The 20,809-nt window shown below is 73.3% G+C and carries 16 protein-coding genes and 1 pseudogene; 10 read left to right on the top strand and 7 right to left on the bottom strand.

Translation table 11 applies throughout. From position 1 onward, the window contains the following. The first annotated feature begins 72 nt into the window (after positions 1-72). Positions 73-1,209, top strand: a complete 1,137-nt coding sequence (locus Sdi02f_RS01905; RefSeq protein ID WP_108932578.1) for an ATP-grasp domain-containing protein — start codon at positions 73-75, stop codon at positions 1,207-1,209. On the opposite strand, the gene Sdi02f_RS01900 is transcribed toward Sdi02f_RS01905, so the two are convergent. Then, positions 1,202-2,539 carry a 6-phospho-beta-glucosidase gene (locus tag Sdi02f_RS01900; RefSeq protein WP_030404007.1) on the bottom strand — a complete coding sequence of 446 codons (1,338 nt, stop codon included), beginning with the start codon at positions 2,537-2,539 and terminating at the stop codon, positions 1,202-1,204. The genes Sdi02f_RS01905 and Sdi02f_RS01900 overlap by 8 nt on opposite strands. Before the next feature lie 386 nt (positions 2,540-2,925). Here Sdi02f_RS01900 and Sdi02f_RS01895 point away from each other — a divergent pair, with 386 nt between their 5' ends. After that, positions 2,926-4,326: a glycoside hydrolase family 16 protein gene (locus tag Sdi02f_RS01895; protein WP_030404006.1), complete on the top strand. Its 1,401-nt coding sequence runs from the start codon at positions 2,926-2,928 to the stop codon at positions 4,324-4,326. Between the two features lie 147 nt (positions 4,327-4,473). On the opposite strand, the gene Sdi02f_RS01890 is transcribed toward Sdi02f_RS01895, so the two are convergent. Continuing rightward, positions 4,474-5,400 carry a helix-turn-helix transcriptional regulator gene (locus Sdi02f_RS01890; protein WP_030404005.1) on the bottom strand — a complete coding sequence of 309 codons (927 nt, stop codon included), beginning with the start codon at positions 5,398-5,400 and terminating at the stop codon, positions 4,474-4,476. A 157-nt stretch (positions 5,401-5,557) separates the two neighbouring features. Between Sdi02f_RS01890 and tkt the strand changes: the two genes are divergently transcribed. From tkt to Sdi02f_RS01855, 7 genes are all read left to right on the top strand, one after another. Beyond that, the gene (tkt, locus tag Sdi02f_RS01885) at positions 5,558-7,654 is read left to right on the top strand and encodes a transketolase (protein WP_108932577.1); all 2,097 of its coding nucleotides are present in this window, start codon (positions 5,558-5,560) and stop codon (positions 7,652-7,654) included. A 29-nt stretch (positions 7,655-7,683) separates the two neighbouring features. After that, on the top strand, positions 7,684-8,868 hold the full coding sequence (gene tal / locus Sdi02f_RS01880) for a transaldolase (protein WP_030404003.1): 1,185 nt from the start codon (positions 7,684-7,686) through the stop codon (positions 8,866-8,868). After that, complete coding sequence (zwf, locus tag Sdi02f_RS01875; protein WP_108932576.1) at positions 8,865-10,643, top strand: glucose-6-phosphate dehydrogenase; 1,779 nt, start codon at positions 8,865-8,867, stop codon at positions 10,641-10,643. Before tal ends, zwf begins: the two co-directional genes overlap by 4 nt. Next, positions 10,640-11,575 carry a glucose-6-phosphate dehydrogenase assembly protein OpcA gene (gene opcA, locus Sdi02f_RS01870; RefSeq protein WP_030404002.1) on the top strand — a complete coding sequence of 312 codons (936 nt, stop codon included), beginning with the start codon at positions 10,640-10,642 and terminating at the stop codon, positions 11,573-11,575. Before zwf ends, opcA begins: the two co-directional genes overlap by 4 nt. Beyond that, positions 11,568-13,220 (top strand): glucose-6-phosphate isomerase, encoded by a 1,653-nt coding sequence (gene pgi / locus Sdi02f_RS01865; RefSeq protein WP_108932575.1) that lies wholly within the window; start codon positions 11,568-11,570, stop codon positions 13,218-13,220. Before opcA ends, pgi begins: the two co-directional genes overlap by 8 nt. Position 13,221: 1 nt before the next feature. After that, positions 13,222-14,103 (top strand): phosphogluconate dehydrogenase (NAD(+)-dependent, decarboxylating), encoded by an 882-nt coding sequence (gene gnd / locus Sdi02f_RS01860; protein WP_108932574.1) that lies wholly within the window; start codon positions 13,222-13,224, stop codon positions 14,101-14,103. A 251-nt stretch (positions 14,104-14,354) separates the two neighbouring features. Continuing rightward, positions 14,355-15,584, top strand: a complete 1,230-nt coding sequence (locus tag Sdi02f_RS01855) for a serine hydrolase domain-containing protein (RefSeq protein WP_030401068.1) — start codon at positions 14,355-14,357, stop codon at positions 15,582-15,584. Between the two features lie 22 nt (positions 15,585-15,606). On the opposite strand, the gene ribA is transcribed toward Sdi02f_RS01855, so the two are convergent. Next, positions 15,607-16,269, bottom strand: coding sequence for a GTP cyclohydrolase II (gene ribA / locus Sdi02f_RS01850; protein ID WP_108932573.1), 663 nt, complete (start codon positions 16,267-16,269; stop codon positions 15,607-15,609). Between the two features lie 102 nt (positions 16,270-16,371). On the opposite strand from ribA, the gene Sdi02f_RS01845 reads away from it, so the two are divergent. After that, positions 16,372-17,124: a creatininase family protein gene (locus Sdi02f_RS01845; protein WP_350891963.1), complete on the top strand. Its 753-nt coding sequence runs from the start codon at positions 16,372-16,374 to the stop codon at positions 17,122-17,124. A 113-nt stretch (positions 17,125-17,237) separates the two neighbouring features. Here the strand turns inward: Sdi02f_RS01845 and Sdi02f_RS36195 are convergent. From Sdi02f_RS36195 to Sdi02f_RS01825, 4 genes and pseudogenes are all read right to left on the bottom strand, one after another. Then, a pseudogene (locus Sdi02f_RS36195) lies at positions 17,238-18,101 on the bottom strand (lysylphosphatidylglycerol synthase transmembrane domain-containing protein); the annotation flags it as partial. After that, positions 18,098-19,162 (bottom strand): hypothetical protein, encoded by a 1,065-nt coding sequence (locus Sdi02f_RS01835; protein ID WP_159107625.1) that lies wholly within the window; start codon positions 19,160-19,162, stop codon positions 18,098-18,100. The pseudogene Sdi02f_RS36195 and the gene Sdi02f_RS01835, both read right to left, overlap by 4 nt. Then, a complete protein-coding gene (locus tag Sdi02f_RS01830) occupies positions 19,159-20,376 on the bottom strand; it encodes a glycosyltransferase family 4 protein (RefSeq protein ID WP_438363731.1) in 1,218 nt (405 codons plus the stop codon). Before Sdi02f_RS01830 ends, Sdi02f_RS01835 begins: the two co-directional genes overlap by 4 nt. After that, positions 20,373-20,771: a 6-pyruvoyl trahydropterin synthase family protein gene (locus Sdi02f_RS01825; protein WP_030401063.1), complete on the bottom strand. Its 399-nt coding sequence runs from the start codon at positions 20,769-20,771 to the stop codon at positions 20,373-20,375. The genes Sdi02f_RS01830 and Sdi02f_RS01825 overlap by 4 nt, the downstream gene beginning before the upstream one ends. Positions 20,772-20,809 lie beyond the last annotated feature (38 nt).

Here is a 20,809-nt window from a genome sequence, read left to right as displayed (position 1 = left end):
GTGTCCCTTTCGAACCCCTGGCCGGGCACGGCCCGCTCCGCCCTGCCCGCGAACCCTTGGAAGGCGGCTTGCATGGCTTCTCCCGTACGCGTCTGGCTCAACCGCACGTACGCGGAGAACGTCTTCTTCATGGACCAGTTGCGGAGAAATCCCGCCGACCGGGCCGTCGAGATCCACGCCACGCACGGCGACCCGGACTCCCCCGTACTGGCCGCCGCGGACACCGCCGACCTGGAACCCGAGGGGCTCTCCCCGGCCGGTTACGTCGAGTTCGCCCTGGCGCAGTGCGCACGGCGCGGCATCGACGTGTTCGTGCCCCGGCTGCACCAGGCGGCGATCGTGGCGCACCGTGCCGAGTTCGAGGCGGCCGGTACGGCTCTGCTGGCCCCCTCGCCGGAGGCGGTGGCCCTGTTCGGCGACAAGGTGACGGCCTACGAGGCGGTGCGGGCGATCGGCGTGCCGGTGCCGCCGTGGTGGCGGGTGCGCACCGCGGAGGAACTCGTCCTCGCCGTGGAGGAGTTGGAGGCCGGCGGCCACCGAGCATGCTTCAAACCGGCGTCCGGCGCGGGCGGCGTGGGCTTCCGGATGGTCACGCGGGACCCCTTCTCGCTCGCGCACCTCAACGGCTTCCCGAGCCCGTCGGTGCCGCTGCCCCTGGTCCTCCAGGCGCTGCGGGCGGCCGAGGAGCCCGTGGACTGGCTGGTGATGCCGCGCCTGGAGCAGCCGGAGGTCTCGGTGGACTGCCTCACGGGGCCCGACAACCGGGTCCGGCTGGCCGTGGGCCGCACGAAGAACGGCCGCCGCCGGGGGTTCACCCTGCACGAACGGTGGCTGGCCCCGGCACGGCTCATCGCGGAGGCGTTCGGGCTGCACCACCTGTCCAACGTGCAGTTCCGGATGTACGGCGACCGGCCGGTCCTGATGGACGTCAACACCCGCCCGGCCGGCGGGCTGCACCAGTTGGCGCTGTGCGGCCTCAACGTGCCGTGGGCTGCGGTGCGGCTGGCCCTCGGGGACGACCCGGGTGAGCTGGAGCCGCCGTTCCTGGGCCAGGACTACGCGGTGGTGTCCGGACCGCGCCCCCTGCTCCCGCCGTCCCTGCCCCACCGCCTCCCGGACCTCCCGGCGCCCGTGCCGTCGCCGGAACCGGCACGGCCGGCGGCCACCGCCCAGGCCCCGGCGACCTCCGCGCCGGCGGGCCTCACCTGAGGTAGGCCAGCCCCGGGTGCACCGCCCGGTAGCCGTCGACCAGGCGGCGGGCGACGTCCACCGAGTCGACGAGGGGGTGCAGGGCGAAGGCCCGTACCGCCGCCGCGCGGGAGCCGGTCCCGGCCGCGGTCAGGACGTCGCGCTCGACGGCCTTGACCGCGCAGACCAGGCCGGTGGCGTGGTCCGGCAGCGGGTCGACCGCCATCGGGTGGGCGCCGTTGGCGTCGACCAGGCAGGGGACCTCGATCACCGCGTCGCCGTCGAGGACGGAGAGCGTGCCGCGGTTGCGGACGTTGAGGATGAGGGTGGTGCGTTCGTCGCGGGCGACGGCGCGCATCAGCGCCAGCGCCACCTGCTCGTAGCCGCCGGACAGGTCCTCGGCCTCGCGCTCGCCCGCGCCCGCCGTCTCGCGGTTCTCGGCCATGTAGGTGGCCTCGCGTTCGGCACGGGTGCGGTCCCAGGTGGCCAGCGCCGGGGCGTCGGGGCGGCGCATCTCGTCGTAGAAGCGGGCCTGCTGGTCGCGCAGGAAGGCGCCGCGGGTGAGTTCGGCCTCCTGGTAGGCGCGGACGGTCTCCCGGTTGAAGTAGTAGTAGTGCAGGTACTCGTTGGGGATCGCGCCGAGGGAGCGCAGCCACTCCGGGCCGAAGAGCCGGCCCTCCTCGAAGGAACCGAGCAGGTCCGGGTCGGCGAGCAGCCGCGGGAGTTCGTCGCGCCCCTCGACGCGCAGCCCGCGCAGCCAGCCCAGGTGGTTGAGGCCGACGTAGTCGACGAAGGCGCGGCCCGGGTCGGCGCCCAGCACGCGGGCGACGCGGCGGCCGAGGCCGACCGGCGAGTCGCAGATGCCGACGACCCGGTCGCCCAGGTGCCGGGACATGGCCTCGGTGACCAGCCCGGCCGGGTTGGTGAAGTTGATGACCCAGGCGTCCGGCGCCAGCCGGGCCACCCGGCGGGCGATGTCGACGGCGACCGGGACGGTCCGCAGCCCGTACGCGATGCCGCCCGCGCCGACCGTCTCCTGGCCGAGGACGCCCTCGGCGAGCGCCACCCGTTCGTCGTCGGCCCGGCCCTGCAGACCGCCGACGCGGATCGCGGAGAACACGAAGTCGGCGCCGCGCAGCGCCTCGTCGAGGTCGGTCGTCGCGGTCACCGCCGGCGCGTCGGGCACGTCGGCCGCCTGCTCCGCCAGCACCCTGGTCACCGCCGCCAGTCGGGCCGCGTCGGTGTCGTGCAGGACGACCTCGGTCACGCGCCCCTCGGCGCGGTCCCCGAGCAGTGCCCCGTACACGAGCGGCACCCGGAACCCGCCGCCGCCCAGCATCGTCAGCCTCACGTCGTCCGCATCCTTCCGTCACCGAGCCGTGCCCGTGCCGTGCCTGCGCCTGGCGCGCCTGGCGCGCCTGGCGCCGATCATGGCACGGCCGGGTGCCCGTGCCCGGGGCGGCACGTCGGCGCCCCCGGCCCGCCGGGGCTCCGACGTCCCGTCCGCCCGTGCGCCCGTCCCCCCGTCCGCCCGTGCGGCACTTTCGTGACGTTCGCGACCTTCACGGGCTGAACTCCCCTGCGCGGCAAGGACTTTCTCGGCTTCACCTCTTGACGGCGACGAGGACCGGGAGCACATTGGCGGCACTCTGAGAGCGCTCTCATCATCAGCTCCTCCTCCCCGGAGCGCGCTCGGGCGCACCGCTTCCCACCCCCGCACCGAGAGGCGACCCCCACATGAGTCAGACATCCGGCAACCCGCCCAGACGCCGGCCGCTGCGCCGGGCACTGGTGGCCGTCGTCGGCACGCTCGGCCTCGCCGCGGCGGCGACGGCCGTGACGGGACCGTCGGCGGGCGCCGCCGCGCCCCCGCCCCCGTCCGGCTGGACGCAGGTCTTCGCCGACGACTTCGACGGCGCGGCCGGCTCCGGCGTCAACACGGCCAACTGGCAGTACGACACCGGCACCTCGTACCCCGGCGGCCCCGCCAACTGGGGCACCGGCGAGATCGAGACGATGACCTCCTCCCCGAGCAACGTCTCGCTGGACGGCAGCGGCAACCTGCGCATCACCCCGCAGCGCGACGGCGCCGGCAACTGGACCTCGGGCCGCATCGAGACCAAGCGCGCCGACTTCGCACCCCCGGCCGGCGGCAAGCTGCGCGTGGAGGCCCGCATCCAGGTCCCGAACGTCACCGGGGCCGCGGCCAAGGGCTACTGGCCGGCGTTCTGGATGCTCGGCGCGCCCTACCGGGGCAACTACTGGAACTGGCCCGGCGTCGGCGAGATCGACATCATGGAGAACACCCAGGGCCTCAACACCGTCTGGTCCACGCTGCACTGCGGCACCTCGCCCGGCGGCCCGTGCAACGAGACCAGCGGCATCGGCGGCAACGCCCCCTGCCCCGGCACCACCTGCCAGGCCGGCTTCCACACCTACCGGGTGGAGTGGGACCGCTCGACGAGCGTCGAGGAGATGCGCTTCTCCGTCGACGGCACCACCTTCCACACCGTCCGCGCCAACCAGGTGGACGCGACGACGTGGGCGAACGCCACCAACCACGGGTACTTCGTCATCCTCAACGTGGCGATGGGCGGCGGCTTCCCGGACGCCTTCGGCGGCGGCCCGGACGGCGGCACCCAGCCCGGCCACTCCATGCTCGTGGACTACGTCCAGGTGCTGTCGGCCGGTGGGAGCGGTACCACGCCGCCGCCGACCGGCGGTGACCGCGACGCGTACGGCACCATCGAGGCCGAGTCGTACGACGCCCAGTCCGGCACCCTGACCGAGTCCACCTCCGACTCGGGCGGCGGCCGCAACCTCGGCGCCCTCGCCAACGGCGACTGGGCGCAGTACAAGGGCGTCAAGTTCGGTTCGAGTCCCGCCACCCAGTTCAAGGCCCGGGTGGCCAGCGGTGCGGCCGCCGGGGTCAGCGGCCTGGTCGAGGTGCGCCTGGACAGCCGTACCAGCACGCCGATCGGCAGCTTCGCCGTGGGCAACACGGGCGGCTGGCAGTCGTGGCGCACGATCCCGGCGAACATCTCCTCGGTGACCGGCACCCATGACGTCTACCTGACCTTCACCAGCGGCCAGGGCGCCGACTTCGTGAACGTGAACTGGTTCGGCTTCGGCCACTGAGCCGCGAACAACCCCCCGCAGGAGGGCGAAGGGGCTCCACCCGGCGTGGAGCCCCTTCGTCGTGCGTGCGGCTCCACGCACCGTGGGGGGCCGTCGTCGTGCCTGCGGCTCCCCGCACCTGGGGCCCTTCGTCGCGCGGGGCGGCCTTCAGCGCAGCTCCGCGCGGAAGGCCGCCGGTGTCTGGTCGGTGTGCTGCTGGAAGAACTTGGAGAAGTTCGCGGCGTCCGGGAAGCCGACCGCGGCGCCGACCCGGCCGATCGGCAGGTCGGTGTGGGCGAGGAGCCGTTTGGCCTCCAGGACGACCCGCTTGTCGATGAACCCCTTGGGCGTCTCGCCGGTGGCGGCCCGCACGGCGCGCACGAGGGTGCGGCGGGAGTAACCGAGCGCGTCGGCGTAGGCGCTGACGCTGTGGTTGGTGGCGAAGCCCCGCTCGACGGCGTCCCGGAAGAGGGTGAAGGTGCTGTCCCCCGGCGCGTCCGTGCGCCCCTCCCGCGCCGAGCCGGCCGCCAGGTGTGCCAGGCGCAGCAGGAACGCGGAGAGCGTGTGGCGCAGCACGGCGGTGTGCAGGCTCAGCGGCAGGGTGGTCGCGTCCTCGTACTCGCGCCGCAGTTGGCCGAGTGCCGCCGTCAGTCCGGCGAGGCGGGCCTCGTCGGGGTGGAGCAGGGGCGGCAGGTCGTAGCGGTAGAGGCCGGTGGCCTCCACGGTGGCGCGGGGCAGGAATCCGGGCTGCATGGTGAGCACCGTTCCGCGGTACTCGCCCTCGGGCGCGAAGCGGTGGACCTGTCCGGGACGGATCCACAGCAGATCGCCGGCCGACGCCTCGTACTCGGCGAAGTCGATCATGTGACGGACCGGACCGCCGGTGAAGAGCATGACGGTGTGGAAGTCGATGCGGTGCACGCGGTGCAGCGGGGCGTGCGCGTGCCACGTGCGGCCGGCACCCATGGGCCCGACCTGCATGCCGACACCGAGGAGGCTGAGATCGACCGGGAAGGGGAACGTCCTGATGCCCTCGCCGCTTCCTCCGTCGGCACCCCGGCCGCCCTCGCCGTCTTGGTGGTGTTCGTCCGCCATGTCCTTCTCGCGCCGTCCCGCCCGTGCGCCCCGTGGCCGGGGCGTGTCCCAGTTTCACCACAGGCTGGCACACCACGACCTTCACTCCAAAAAGTCAGACTTTTAGATTTGAACACGTCAGACCAGCCACTCCGCTCCGATCGAGGATTTCTTGAAGATGAGCACGCAGGCGAGCAAGCAGACGGTGGACAGCGCGGACCGCTTCGAATGGACCGAACTGGACCGGCGTGCCGTCGACACCGCCCGGATCCTCGCGGCCGACGCCGTGCAGAAGGTGGGCAACGGTCACCCGGGGACGGCCATGGCGCTCGCCCCGGCCGCGTACACGATCTTTCAGAAGGTGATGCGTCACGACCCCGCCGATCCCGAGTGGACCGGCCGTGACCGCTTCGTCCTCTCCCCCGGCCACACCTCGCTGACCCTCTACACCCAGCTCTTCCTCGCCGGGTACGAGGTGGAGCTGGAGGACCTCAAGGCCTTCCGCACGCACGGCTCCAGGACGCCGGGCCACCCCGAGTACGGGCACACGGCGGGCGTCGAGACCACGACCGGTCCGCTGGGCCAGGGCGTGGCCAACGCGGTGGGCATGGCGATGGCCGCCCGCTACGAGCGCGGCCTGTTCGACCCGGAGGCGCCCGAGGGCGAGTCCCCCTTCGACCACACGATCTGGGCGATCGTCAGCGACGGCGACCTCCAGGAGGGCGTCTCCGCCGAGGCGTCGTCGCTGGCCGGTCACCAGAAGCTCGGCAACCTGGTCTTCCTCTACGACGACAACCACATCTCCATCGAGGGCGACACCGCCACCGCGTTCTCCGAGGACGTCCTGAAGCGGTACGAGGCCTACGGCTGGCACACCCAGCGCATCGAGCCCGCCGAGAGCGGCGACGTGGACGTGCACGCGCTGCACGCGGCGCTCACGGCGGCGAAGGCCGAGACCGGCCGCCCGTCCATCATCGCGATGCGCACGATCATCGCCTGGCCCGCCCCGAACGCCCAGAACACCGAGGCCTCCCACGGTTCCGCCCTCGGCGCGGACGAGGTCGCCGCCACCAAGCGCGTCCTCGGCTTCGACCCGGAGCGGTCCTTCGAGGTCGCCGACGAGGTCCTCGCCCACACCCGCCGGGCCCTGGACCGGGGCGCCGAGGCGCACGCCGCCTGGGACAAGCGGATCGCCGCCTGGCGCGACGCCGCCCCCGAGCGCGCGGCGCTCTTCGACCGCGTGGTCGCCGGCCGGCTGCCCGAGGGCTGGGAGGACTCCCTGCCGGTGTTCGAGACCGGCAAGGCGGTCGCCACCCGGGCCGCCTCCGGCAAGGTCCTCCAGGCGCTCGGCCCGGTGCTGCCCGAACTGTGGGGCGGCTCGGCCGACCTGGCCGGCTCCAACAACACGACCATCGACAAGACCTCCTCGTTCCTCCCGGCGGACAACCCGCTCCCCGGTGCCGACCCGTACGGCCGCACCGTGCACTTCGGCATCCGCGAGTTCTCCATGGCCGCCGGGATGAACGGCATCGCCCTGCACGGCAACACCCGCGTCTACGGCGGCACCTTCCTGGTCTTCTCCGACTACATGCGCAACGCGGTCCGCATGTCCGCGCTGATGCAGTTGCCGGTGACGTACGTGTGGACGCACGACTCCGTCGGCCTCGGCGAGGACGGCCCGACCCACCAGCCCGTCGAGCACCTGGCCTCGCTGCGCGCGATCCCCGGCCTCAACGTGGTCCGCCCGGCCGACGCCAACGAGACGGCGACCGTGTGGGCCGAGATCCTCAGGCGCCACTCCACCCACCCGGCCCCGCACGGCCTCGCCCTCACCCGCCAGGGCGTGCCGGCCTACGCCCCGAACCCGGACGCGGCGCGCGGCGGGTACGTCCTCGCCGACGCGTCCACCGGCGCCCCGGACGTCGTCCTGATCGCCACCGGCTCCGAGGTGCAGCTCGCGATGGCCGCGCGGGAGGCGCTGGAGGCCGAGGGCACCGCCGCGCGTGTGGTGTCGATGCCGTCCGTGGAGTGGTTCGAGGAGCAGCCCCGCGCCTACCGCGAGAGCGTGCTGCCGCCGTCCGTGCGGGCCCGGGTCGCCGTGGAGGCCGGGATCGGCCTCACCTGGCACCGGTACGTCGGGGACGCGGGCCGCATCGTCTCGCTGGAGCACTTCGGCGCCTCCGCCGACGCGAAGACCCTGTTCACCGAGTTCGGCTTCACCGCCGAGCACGTGGCCGCCGCCGCCAGGGAGTCCCTGGCCGCCGCCCGCGGCTGAGCCCACCCCCTGCGAAGCAGAAAGAGAAGATGATCACTGTGACCGAAGCAACCGCCACCGCGGGAGCACTGCGGCGCCTGGCCGACCAGGGCGTGTCCGTCTGGCTGGACGACCTGTCGCGGCGGCGGATCGAGTCCGGCAACCTCGCCGAGCTGATCAGGACGAAGAACGTCGTCGGCGTCACCACCAACCCGTCGATCTTCCAGGCCGCCATAGGCTCTACGGCGTCGGGGTCCCCCCGCTCGAGCGCGGCCGGAAGTGGCGGAGAGTACGAGGAGCAGCTCGCCGACCTCGCCACCCGGGGCGTCACCGCCGACGAGGCGGTCCGCATGATGACCACCGCCGACGTCCGCGCCGCAGCCGACGTGCTGCGCGGGGTGTACGACGCCACCGGCGGCCGGGACGGCCGGGTGTCCATCGAGGTCGACCCGCGGCTGGCCCACGACACGCGGGCCACGGTCGCCGAGGCCAAGCAGCTCGCCTGGCTGGTCGACCGCCCCAACGTGATGATCAAGATCCCGGCGACGAAGGCCGGTCTCCCGGCGATCACGGAGGTCGTCGGCGCCGGGATCAGCGTCAACGTCACGCTGATCTTCTCCCTGGAGCGCTACCGCGAGGTCATGGACGCCTACCTCGCCGGCCTGGAGACGGCGCGGGCGGCCGGCCTCGACCTGGCCGGCGTCCACTCGGTCGCGTCCTTCTTCGTCTCCCGCGTCGACAGCGAGATCGACAAGCGCCTGACGCTGCTGGGCACGGACGAGGCGCTCGGCCTGCGCGGGAAGGCGGCCCTCGCCAACGCGCGACTGGCCTACGAGGCGTATGAGAACGTCTTCGCGGGCGACCGCTTCACCGCCCTCGCGGGGGCCGGCGCCAACCCCCAGCGTCCCCTGTGGGCCTCCACCGGGGTGAAGGACCCGGCATTCCGGGACACCCTGTACGTGGAGGAGCTGGTCGCTCCCGGCACCGTGAACACGATGCCGGAGGCCACCCTGGACGCCACCGCCGACCACGGCGAGGTCCGGGGCGACACGGTCACCGGCGGGTACGCCCAGGCCCGGGCCGACCTCGCGGCGGTGGAGCGGCTCGGCGTGTCGTACGACGAGGTGGTGGAGCAGTTGGAGCGAGAGGGCGTGGCGAAGTTCGAGGCGGCCTGGGACGACCTGCTCGCCGCCGTGACGAAGTCCCTCGACAGCAAGGGAGTTGACGGGGAATGAGCGAGGAGCTTCCCGCTGGGGCGGCCCAGGAGACCAAGGCGTCGAAGGAGGCCAAGGAGACCCGGACGGCCCGGGAGGCGGCGGGGCCGCTGCACGCCGAGGAGGCCGAGGAGGCCGGTGCCGCCGGTGCGGCGACGGCGTCCAGGTCGCCGAAGGCTCCCCGGAGCGCGAAGAAGACCGGGACGGCCCGCGCCGCCAAGGGGGCGAAGGGCAGGGGCGCGGCCGCGAAGGCCGTCGAGCCGGTGGCGCCGCTCGACTGGAGCAACCCGCTGCGCGATCCCCGGGACCGCCGGCTGCCCCGCATCGCGGGCCCCTCGGGGCTGGTCATCTTCGGCGTCACCGGCGACCTGTCCCGCCGCAAGCTGATGCCGGCCGTGTACGACCTGGCCAACCGCGGCCTGCTGCCGCCGGGCTTCTCGCTGGTCGGCTTCGCCCGCCGGGACTGGGAGGACCAGGACTTCGCCCAGGTCGTGCACGACGCGGTCAAGGAGCACGCGCGCACGCCGTTCCGCGAGGAGGTCTGGCAGCAGCTCTCCGAGGGCATGCGGTTCATCCCGGGCGACTTCGACGACGACCAGGCGTTCGAACAGCTGCACGACGCCGTGGAGGAGCTGGACGCCTCCCGCGGCACCAGCGGCAATTACGCCTTCTACCTCTCCGTGCCGCCGAAGTTCTTCCCGAAGGTCGTGCAGCAGCTCAAGAAGCACGGCCTGACCGACGCGCCGGACGGCTCCTGGCGCCGTGCGGTGATCGAGAAGCCGTTCGGCCACGACCTCGACAGCGCCCGCGACCTCAACGCGCTGGTGCACGAGGTCTTCGACCCGGAGCAGGTCTTCCGCATCGACCACTACCTGGGCAAGGAGACCGTCCAGAACATCCTGGCGCTGCGCTTCGCCAACACCATGTACGAGCCGATCTGGAACCGCTCCTACGTCGACCACGTGCAGATCACGATGGCCGAGGATATCGGCATCGGCGGCCGGGCCGGCTACTACGACGGCATCGGCGCGGCGCGCGACGTCATCCAGAACCACCTGCTCCAGCTCATGGCCCTGACCGCCATGGAGGAGCCGGCCGCCTTCGACGCGCGGTCGCTGCTCACCGAGAAGCTGAAGGTGCTGCGGGCCGTGCGGCTGCCGGACGACCTGGGCGAGCACACGGTGCGCGGCCAGTACGCGGGCGGCTGGCAGGGCGGCGCGCAGGTGCCCGGCTACCTGGAGGAGGAGGGCATCGACCCGGCCTCCACCACCGACACCTACGCGGCCATCAAGCTCGGCATCGACAACCGCCGCTGGGCGGGCGTCCCCTTCTACCTGCGCACCGGCAAGCGCCTGGGCCGCCGCGTCACCGAGATCGCGGTCGTCTTCCAGCGGGCCCCGCACTCCCCCTTCGACTCCACGGCGACGGAGGAGCTGGGCGAGAACGCCATCGTCATCCGCGTCCAGCCCGACGAGGGCATGACCGTGCGCTTCGGTTCCAAGGTGCCGGGCACGTCGATGGAGATCCGGGACGTGTCGATGGACTTCGCCTACGGCGAGTCCTTCACGGAGTCCAGCCCGGAGGCGTACGAACGGCTGATCCTGGACGTCCTTCTGGGGGACGCCAACCTGTTCCCGCGCCACCAGGAGGTGGAAGAGTCCTGGCGGATCCTCGACCCGATCGAGGAGTACTGGGCCTCGCACGACAAGCCCGCGCAGTACGCGTCGGGCGGCTGGGGACCGCGGGAAGCGGACGAGATGCTCGCACGAGACGGACGGAGCTGGCGCAGGCCATGAGGATCGACCTGACCGACACCACGGCAAGCAAGATCAACAAGGCGCTGGTGCAGGGCCGCCGGGCGATCGGCACCCCGGCCGTGGGCATGGTGCTCACCCTGGTCATCGTCACCGACGAGGAGAACGCCTACGACGCGACCAAGGCGGCCGAGGAGGCCTCCCACGAGCACCCCTCGCGCACCCTGGTCGTCATCAAGCGCCACCCCCGCAACCTGCGCGACCGCACCCGTTCGCACCTGGACGCCGAGGTCCGGGTCGGCTCCGAGGCCGGCACCGGCGAGACCGTCGTCCTGCGCATGTACGGGGAGGTGTCCGAGCACGCCGACTCGGTGGTGCTGCCGCTGCTGCTGCCGGACGCGCCGGTCGTCGTGTGGTGGCCGGTGGAGGCGCCGGACAACCCGGCGAAGGACCCGCTGGGCGCGCTGGCCCAGCGCCGGATCACCGACCTGTACACGGTGGAGCGGCCGATGGAGGCCCTGGAGCGCCGGGTCCACGCCTACGCGCCCGGCGACACCGACCTCGCCTGGACCCGGCTGACGCTGTGGCGTTCGATGCTGGCCGCGGCCCTGGACCAGGCCCGGGTGCCGGTGACGTCGGCGGTCGTGGAGGCCGAGGCGGACAACCCGGCCGCCGAGCTGCTGGCCCGCTGGCTGGAGGCCCGCCTCGCCGTCCGCGTGGACCGCGTGATCACCGCCGGGCCGGTCGTCACCGCCGTCCGGCTGGGCACGGCGAACGGCGAGATCGTCGTCGACCGGCCGGAGGGACCGCTCGCCACGATGACCCTTCCCGGGCAGCCCCCGCGCTCCGTCGCCCTGAAGGTGCGCCCCACCTCCGAACTGATCGCCGAGGAGCTCAGGCGCCTCGACGCCGACGAGATGTACGCCGTCGCCCTGCGCGGCGAGGCCCGCAAGGAGAACCCCGTCCATGTCTGACACCCCCAGGCTCGACCAGCGGCCCGAGTGGACCGCGCTCGCCGACCACAGCAAGGGCCCGCTGTCCCACCCGGACCTGCGTGAGCTGTTCGCCCGGGACCCCGGGCGTGCGGAGCGGTACGTGGTGCGCGTCGGCGACCTGCGCATCGACTACTCCAAGCACCTCGTCACGGACGAGACGCTGCGGCTGCTGCGGGAACTGGCCGCGGCGACCGACGTGTTCGGGCTGCGGGACGCCATGTTCCGCGGTGAGCGCATCAACATCACCGAGGACCGGGCCGTCCTGCACACCGCGCTGCGGGCCCCGCGGGACGCGGTGATCGAGGTCGACGGCGAGAACGTCGTCCCCAAGGTGCACGCGGTGCTCGACAGGATGGCCGGCTTCGCCGACCGGGTCCGCGGCGGTGCGTGGACCGGGCACACCGGCAAGCGCATCAAGAACGTCGTCAACGTCGGCATCGGCGGCTCGGACCTGGGCCCCGCGATGGCCTACGAGGCGCTGCGGGCCTTCACCGACCGCTCGCTCACGGTCCGCTTCGTCTCCAACGTGGACGGCGCCGACCTGCACGAGGCGGTCCGCGACCTCGACCCCGCCGAGACGCTGTTCGTCATCGCCTCCAAGACCTTCACCACCATCGAGACGATCACCAACGCCACCTCGGCGCGCTCGTGGCTGCTGGCCGGTCTCGGGGGCGACGAGAAGGCCGTGGCCAAGCACTTCGTGGCGCTGTCGACCAACGCCGAGAAGGTCGCGGACTTCGGCATCGACACGGCCAACATGTTCGAGTTCTGGGACTGGGTCGGCGGCCGGTACTCGTTCGACTCGGCCATCGGCCTGTCCCTGATGATCGCCATCGGCCCGGACCGCTTCCGCGAGATGCTCGACGGCTTCCGCATCGTCGACGAACACTTCCGCAACGCCGAGGCCCCGGCCAACGCACCGCTGATCCTCGGCCTGCTCGGCGTCTGGTACGGCGACTTCCTGGGCGCGCAGTCCCACGCGGTGCTGCCGTACTCGCACTACCTGTCGAAGTTCACGGCGTACCTCCAGCAGCTCGACATGGAGTCCAACGGCAAGTCGGTGGACCGCGAGGGCAATGCGGTGCACTGGCAGACCGGGCCGGTGGTCTGGGGGACGCCCGGCACCAACGGGCAGCACGCCTACTACCAGTTGATCCACCAGGGCACGAAGCTGATCCCGGCGGACTTCATCGGCTTCGCGCGGCCCGTGGACGAACTGGGCGACGGGCTCAAGGCCCAGCACGACCTGCTGATGGCCAACTTCTTCGCGCAGACCCAGGCCCTCGCCTTCGGCAAGACCCCCGACGAGGTGCGCGCCGAAGGGGTGCCCGAGGAACTGGTCCCGCACAAGACCTTCCGCGGCAACCACCCCACCACCACCGTCCTGGCCGCCGAGCTGACCCCGTCCGTCCTCGGCCAGCTCATCGCGCTCTACGAACACAAGGTGTTCGTCCAGGGCGCGATCTGGAACATCGACTCCTTCGACCAGTGGGGCGTCGAGCTCGGCAAGGTGCTCGCCAAGCGCGTCGAACCGGCCCTCACCGAGGGCGCCGACGTGCCCGGCCTCGATCCGTCCACGGCCGCGCTGGTGGCCGCCTACCGTGAACTGAAGGAAGTGCGCTGACATGCAGATCGGTCTTGTGGGTCTCGGCAAGATGGGCGGCAACATGCGCGAGCGTCTGCGCAACGCCGGCCACACCGTCGTCGGATACGACACCAATCCCGAGCGGGCCGACGTGGACAGTCTGGTCGAGCTGGTCGACCGCCTGGAGCGGCCGCGCGCGGTCTGGGTGATGGTCCCGGCCGGCGCCGCCACCCAGCACGTCGTCGACCAGCTGGCGACGCTGCTCAAGCCCGGTGACACCGTCATCGACGGCGGCAACTCGCGCTGGACGGACGACGAGAAGCACGCCGCGGAGCTGGGCAAGCGCGGCATCAACTTCGTCGACGCGGGCGTCTCGGGCGGCGTGTGGGGTCTGAAGAACGGTTACGCGCTGATGGTCGGCGGCGAGAAGGAGCACGTCGACGACCTCAAGCCGATCTTCGACGCCCTCAAGCCCGACGGCCCCTACGGCTACGTCCACGCGGGCAAGGTCGGTGCCGGGCACTTCTCCAAGATGGTCCACAACGGCATCGAGTACGCCATGATGCAGGCCTACGCCGAGGGCTGGGAGCTGCTGGAGAAGGTCGACTCCGTGGACAACGTCCGCGAGGTCTTCCGCTCCTGGCAGGAGGGCACGGTGATCCGCTCCTGGCTCCTCGACCTCGCGGTCAACGCCCTGGACGAGGACCAGCACCTCGAGAAGCTGCGCGGTTACGCCGACGACTCCGGCGAGGGACGCTGGACGGTGGAGGCGGCGATCGACAACGCCGTGCCGCTGCCCGCGATCACGGCCTCCCTCTTCGCGCGGTTCGCGTCCCGGCAGGACGACTCGCCGCAGATGAAGATGATCGCCGCGCTGCGCAACCAGTTCGGCGGCCACGCCGTGGAGTCGGCCAAGAAGTAGGCGGCGCCCGAAGCGCGTCCACGTGATCGGCCGGCGTCAGGCCGCGGCCCTCCCCGGTGGGGTCCGACGGCCCGGCGCCGGCCGATCCGTGTCGCCGTCCTCCCCCCCCTCGTCCGTCATGTTCCACGTCTCGTCGCGGGTCCTGTACGTGTCCTGTCGCAGGTCCTGATCCCCACGCGCCCGGGTTCCGAGGGCGCGTGCGCGGGGTATGCCAGAACCGCCCCGAAGGACGATCAAGGAGAACGATGGCGATGCCACCCCTGCGACAGGAGGTCGACGCGGGCGCGGCCGGGCTGGACCCCGAGGCGCTGGACCGGCTCGACGGGCACTTCGCCCGGCAGGTCGACGCGGGCCTGTTGCCCGGATTCCTCGTCGCGGTCGCGCGCGGCGGCCGGGTCGCCCATCTGACCGTGCACGGAATGCGGGACGTCGCGGCCGGGCTCCCGGTGACGGCCGACACGCTGTGGCGGATCTACTCCATGACCAAACCGGTCACCTCCGTGGCCGTGCTGATGCTGGTGGAGGAGGGACGGCTGGCGCTGGACGACCCGGTGGACCGGTACCTTCCGGCCTTCGCGGAGCCCCGGGTGTACGTCGAGGGCACCGGGGAGGACGTCGTCACCCGCCCGGCCGCCGGTCCGGTCCGCGTCCGGCACCTGATGACCCACACGGCCGGGCTGACGTTCGGCTTCTACCACGCCCACCCCGTCGACGCGCTGTACCGGGCGGCCGGTGTCGAGTCGTCCGTGCTGCCGGGCGCCGGCCTGGCCGAGACGGTCGACCTGTACGCGCGGCTGCCCCTGCAGTTCGAGCCGGGCACCCGGTGGAACTACTCGGTGGCCAGCAACGTGCTGGGACGGCTCGTGGAGGTGGTGTCCGGGCAGCCGCTGGACGTGTTCTGCGCCGGGCGGATCTTCGGGCCGCTCGGCATGACGGACACCGGGTTCCACGTCACCGACGCCCAGGCGGACCGGCTGGCCGAGCTGTACGGCGAGACGGAGGACGGCGGCATCGTCCCGGTCCCCGGGCTGCCGCTGCGGGGCCGCCCGCGGTTCCTGTCGGGCAGCGGCGGCCTGGTCTCCAGCGCCCACGACGTGCACCGCTTCGCGGAGTTGCTGCGGCGGCGCGGCGAACTCGACGGCGTCCGGCTGCTCGCCCCGCACACGGTGGACCTCATGACCCGCAACCACCTCCCCGGCGGTGCCGACCTGCGCGCCCTCGGCAGCCGCCCCGCGCACGACACGCCCGCCAACGACGGCGTGGGCTTCGGCCTCGGCGTCTCCGTGGTGACCGACCCGGCCCGCACCCAGTCGCCCTCGGGGCTCGGGACGTACGGCTGGAGCGGGGTGGCGACGACCACCTTCTGGGTCGACCCGGGCCGTGACCTGAGCGTCCAGTTCATGACCCAGGTGCGGCCCAGGTCCTCCCACACGGTCTACCCGGACCTGAAGCGGCTGGTGCACCAGGCCCTCAGGGACTGATCCGCACCGGCCGTCCCGGCCCTCACGACGGCGCGTGCGCCATCGCGTCGAGGTGGGGCAGGTGGTGGTCGAGCCGCTCCCGCTTGGTGCGCAGGTAGGTGATGTTGGACTCGCACGGCGGTATCAGCAGCGGCACCTGCTCGGCGACCCGGATGCCGTGCCGCACCAACGCCTCCCGTTTGCGCGGGTTGTTGGACATCAGCCGTACGGAGCGCACCCCGAGGTCGTCGAGGATGCGGGCGGCGGCGCCGTAGTCGCGGGCGTCCACGGGCAGGCCGAGGGCGAGGTTCGCCTCCACGGTGTCCAGTCCCTCGGCCTGCAGCGCCATCGCGCGCAGCTTGGCGAGCAGCCCGATGCCGCGCCCCTCGTGGCCGCGCAGGTAGACCACGACGCCGCTGCCGGCGTCGGCCACCTGCCGCAGGGCGGTGGCCAGTTGGGCGCCGCACTCGCAGTGCCGGGAGCCGAAGGCGTCGCCGGTCAGGCACTCGGAGTGGAGCCGGGTGAGCACGCCCTCGGCCTCCAGGTCGCCGTGGACGAGGGCCACTTGTTCGTCGCCGCGCTCGTGGTCGAGATAGCCGTACGCCCGGAACTTCCCGTACACGGTGGGCAGCGGTGTTTCCACGATCCGCTCCACGTCCGTGCGCCGGGACGTCTTCTTGCCGAGTACACCGACTTTTTCTGTCATGATTCTCGCGTTTCCCAACTGATTGCTCACCAGACTGTTCAACGGAACCGCTGGACAGGCGGTTCGGCCGACAGTTCAACCGACATGAAAGGCCGTGCGGGAATGGATGTCTCACTGGTGCCGGCGGACACGAGCGAAGACGTGCGGGAACGGGGTCACAAGGTCGCGGTCCTGCCGGTCGGGAGCTACGAACAGCATGGCCCGTACCTGCCGTTGGCGACCGACACGCTCGTCGCGTGCGCCGTCGCCCGGGAGGTGGCCGACGCCTACCCGGTGCACCTGCTGCCGCCGGTGACGATCGGCTGCTCGCACGAGCACGCCGGCTGGCCGGGGACCGTGAGCATCTCGGCGGTGACCCTGCACGCGGTGGTGCGGGACATAGCGGACTCCCTGCGCCGCTCGGGCGTCGAGGCCCTGGTCGTGGTCAACGGGCACGGCGGGAACTACGTCCTGGGCAACGTCGTCCAGGAGTCCTCGGCACGCGGTGAGCGGCTGGCGCTGTTCCCGGCCGCGGAGGACTGGGAAACGGCGCGGCGACGGGCGGGGGTGGTCACCTCGCTGCTCACCGACATGCATGCCGGGGAAATAGAGACCTCCATTCTGCTGCACGCCCACCCCGAATGGGTGCGGCCCGGTTACGAGGCCGCCGATTGCGTCGCGGACGACCGGCGTCATCTGCTCTCCCTCGGTATGTCCGGCTATACCGCTTCGGGTGTCATCGGGCGCCCCTCACTGGGATCGGCGGAAAAGGGGAAGGAACTGCTGGCGAGCCTCGCGGATTCGTTCGCGGAATGTTTCGCGCTGCTGACCGGAGTGACGGTCACCGTGTCCGACGAGGCGGGCGGGGACGCGTAGCGGCCGGTGTGCCGGCGGGCGACGAGGACGACGGCGCCGGGCAGGCTCGCCGCGAGGCCGAGCACGCCGTACACCACGGCGACGCCGAGCCCGGTGCCCGCGCCGAGCCCCGCCGCGCCGAACGCCCAGGCGGTGACGCCCTCCCGGGGGCCCCAGCCGCCGACGTTCAGCGGCAGCGCCATGGCGAGCAGGGCCAGCACGGCCAGCGGCACCAGCACGGCGACGGAGGCAGGGCTGCCGGCCACGCGGGCGGCGAGCACGAACATCGTGAGGTGTCCGGCCAGGACGACGACGGAGGAGCCCGCGACGCCCGGCAGGTTCCGCCGGGACAGCAGCCCTTCCCGCGCCTCGCCGAGCACCGCCCGCAGGGCCCGTCCGCGGTGCGGGGGCGTCCGGCGGGTGGAGGTCGTCCGGCGTGCGGAGGTCGTCCGGCGTGCGGTGGTCGTCCGGCGTGCGGGCGGCCGGTTCCTGCGCAGGGCGAGCAGAACGGCGAGCGCGCCGAGCAGGGCCAGCGCCACGAGGGGCGCGAGATGCCGGGCCGCCCCCCTCACCGGGGACGGCATCGTGAGCAGCACGGCGGCCCCGGCACCGGTCAGCGCGAGCTGCCCGGCGACCCGTTCGAGGACGACGGCCCGCACGCCGCGCCCCAGGTCGCCGGCGCTCCGCCCGTGCCGCACGGCGCGGTGCACGTCTCCGAGGACGCCGCCGGGGAGGGCGGCGTTGAGGAAGAGGGCGCGGTAGTAGTCGGCGACCGCCGCTCCGAGCGGCAGCCGGATGCGCAGGCCCCGGGCCACCAGGGCCCAGCGCCAGGCGCTGAACACCGTGGTGACCAGCCCGATCCCCAGCGCGGCCAGCACCGTGACCGCGTCGATCCGGCGCAGCCCGTCCAGGAGGGCGCCGGTGCCGAGCCGCCACAGGAGTACGGCGAGGACGGCGGCGCCCGCGAGGGTGCCCAGCCGGGTGCGCAGCGCGCTCACGAGGTCCCGCCCGTCGGACGGCACAACGCCAGCAGGTCGGTGTGGTGGACGATCACGCGCAACTCGCCGGCCGCGCAGGCCGCGAGGCGCTCGTCCAGGTAGCGGCCGGCCCGCTCGCGCAGCTCCGGGCGCTGTTCGACGGCCGCGCCGACCCAGCCCCGCAGCCACTGGGCGGTGAGTTCGCCCTCGCCGGGGCCCAGCCGCCAGGGGCTGGAGTGCGCCCGCACGGTGGCACCGTGCCCGGCGAAGGCCTCGGCCGCGGTGGTGACCGCGTCGGGGCCGAGCATGCCGGTACGCCGCTGGTGGTCGTTGAACGCCTCGGTGATCTCGGCGTCCAGTGGGTGCGCGGGGGTGAGGCCGACGCGTCCGGCGACGGAGAGGGTCAGCAGTGCCGGGCAGCCGGCGGCGGTACAGGCGGCGGCGAGTCTGCCGACCTCCGCGGCGGTGAGGACGTCGAGCAGCGCGGAGGCGGTCACCAGCGCGGCGCCGGTCAGGGCGTCCGGGGTGAGCCGGGCGAGGTCCCCGCGCCGGGTCTCGACGGTGACACGGCTGCCGTCGGCGGCGGCGCGCGGGGCGGCGACGGCGGCGGCGAAGTGCAGGAGGTAGGGATCGCGGTCGTGCAGCACCCAGTGCTGGGGGCCGTCGAGCAGCGGGGCGAGCCAGCGGCCCATCGACCCGGTTCCGCAGCCCAGGTCGTGCACGACGAGCCCGTCCGCCCGCCCCTTCAGACGGGCGAGCCCGGCCCGCAACGGCTCGATCAGGTCGTGCGCCCGCGCGGCGGCGTCGGCGGGCTCCCGCAGGCGCAGCCACTCGGGGGCGTAGCGCGGGGGGCCGGCGGGGGGCTGGGGCACCGGTGCCTCGCGGAGGCGGACGGTGGGGCGTTCGGCGGCGCCCTCGGACCGCCGGCCCGCAGGCCGGTCGGAGCCCCCGCCGGAAAGGCCGACGGACCGGTCCGAGGGCGCGGCAGGCACAAGAGGACTCGCGGCGTCGCGCGCCTCGCCGAGGCCCGACCGGACCGGCACGGAGCCCGCAGCCGGTGCGGGCCGCTTGCTCGTGCTCATGCCGCCCTCCTCGGTTCGTCCGGCAGCCGGTGGAGTACCCCGGCCAGGCTCCGGGCGGTGCTCGCCCAGCCGTTCAGGGCGGCGCGGCGACCGCGGGCGGCGGCCTTGAGGCGGCGTCGTACGTCCGCCTCGCCGAACCAGCCGCGCAGCTCGGCGGCGAGCGCGGCGGGATCCTCGGGCGGGACGAGGATGCCGGGCACCCCTCCGTCGGGGGCGCGTCCGACCGCTTCCGGGAGGCCGCCGACGTCGGTGGCGAGCACCGGGACGCCGCGCGCGAGGGCCTCGGTCACCGCCATGCCGTAGGTCTCGGCGTAGGAGGTGAGGACCATCAGGTCGGCGGTCGCGTAGGTGGCGTCCAGTTCGGCGCCGGCCCGTGGTCCGGCGAGCACCAGCCGCTCCGCCAGACCGTGCCGCGCGATCAGCGACCGCAACCGGGCGACGTACTCCGGGTCCTGGCCCAGCCCGCCGACGCACACGCAGCTCCACGGCAGGTCGGCCACGGCCGCCAGTACCTCCACCAGCCGGTGCTGTCCCTTGCGGGGCGTGACCGCGGCGACGCACACCAGCCGGGAGACGCCGTCGGTGCCGGGGGCGAGCGGCGCGATGTCGGCGCCGGGGGCGGCGACGTGCACCCGGGCCGGGTCGAGGCCGTGGTGGGAGACGAGGCGGCGCACGGCCCAGTCGCTGGTGGCGACGACGGCCGGGACGGCACGCAGTACCGCGCGTTCGCGGGCGTCGAGGCCGGCGGCGACGGCGGGGTCGAGGCCGGTCTCGTCGCCGAGCGGGAGGTGGACGAGGACGGCCGTGCGCAGCCGTCCGGCCTCCGGAACGACGATCTCCGGCACCCCGCAGGCGACCAGGCCGTCGAGCAGGACGACCGCACCGTCCGGCAACCGCCGGAGGACGCGGGCGAGTTCGGTCCGGGCGGCGGCGTCCGGCCGGGGCCAGTCGCCGGGCACGGGCAGGCTCCGCACCCGCCAGCCGAAGCCGGGCAGGTCGAGCCGTACCCGCCGGTCGTAGGCGTTGCCGCCGCTCGGGGCGGCTGGGTCGTCGACGCCGCCGGGCACGACGAAGTGCACGGAGCGCAGGGACATGGGGACGATCCCCCCGTTCCTCGGGGCAGGGTCGTCGTCCGGCCCGGTCGCCCGGGCGGGAGCGTGGGCGGGCCGGGACCGCCCGCGGACCGCTGCCGTCGCCCCGGAGGTGCCGGTCACAGCGCACGCTCGTAACTCGCCCAGGCGACGTGCGACTCGTGCAGTGTGACGGTGAGGCCCGCCAGGCCCCTGGCCCCCTCGCCGAGCGCGCCCTGGTGCACGCGCTCGGCGAGCCGGTCGGCGACGACCTTCGCCAGGAACTCCGTGGAGGTGTTGACACCGGCGAAGTCGGGTTCGTTGTCGAGGTTGCGGTAGTTCAGCTCGGCGACGACCGCCCCCAGTTCCCGGGTGGCCAGTCCGATGTCGACGACGATGTTGTCCTCGTCCAGCTGCTCGCGCCGGAACGTGGCGTCCACCAGGAACGTCGCTCCGTGCAGGCGCTGGGCGGGCCCGAAGACGTCGCCGCGGAAGCTGTGGGCGACCATGATGTGATCGCGGACGGTGATGCTGAACAACGGACGACCCTCCAGGTGTGGCACGTCTGGTCCCCCGC

The organism is Streptomyces ardesiacus, from assembly GCF_003112575.1.
In the GTDB taxonomy this organism is placed as follows: domain Bacteria; phylum Actinomycetota; class Actinomycetes; order Streptomycetales; family Streptomycetaceae; genus Streptomyces; species Streptomyces ardesiacus.
This window is presented reverse-complemented; position numbering and strand designations above follow the sequence as displayed.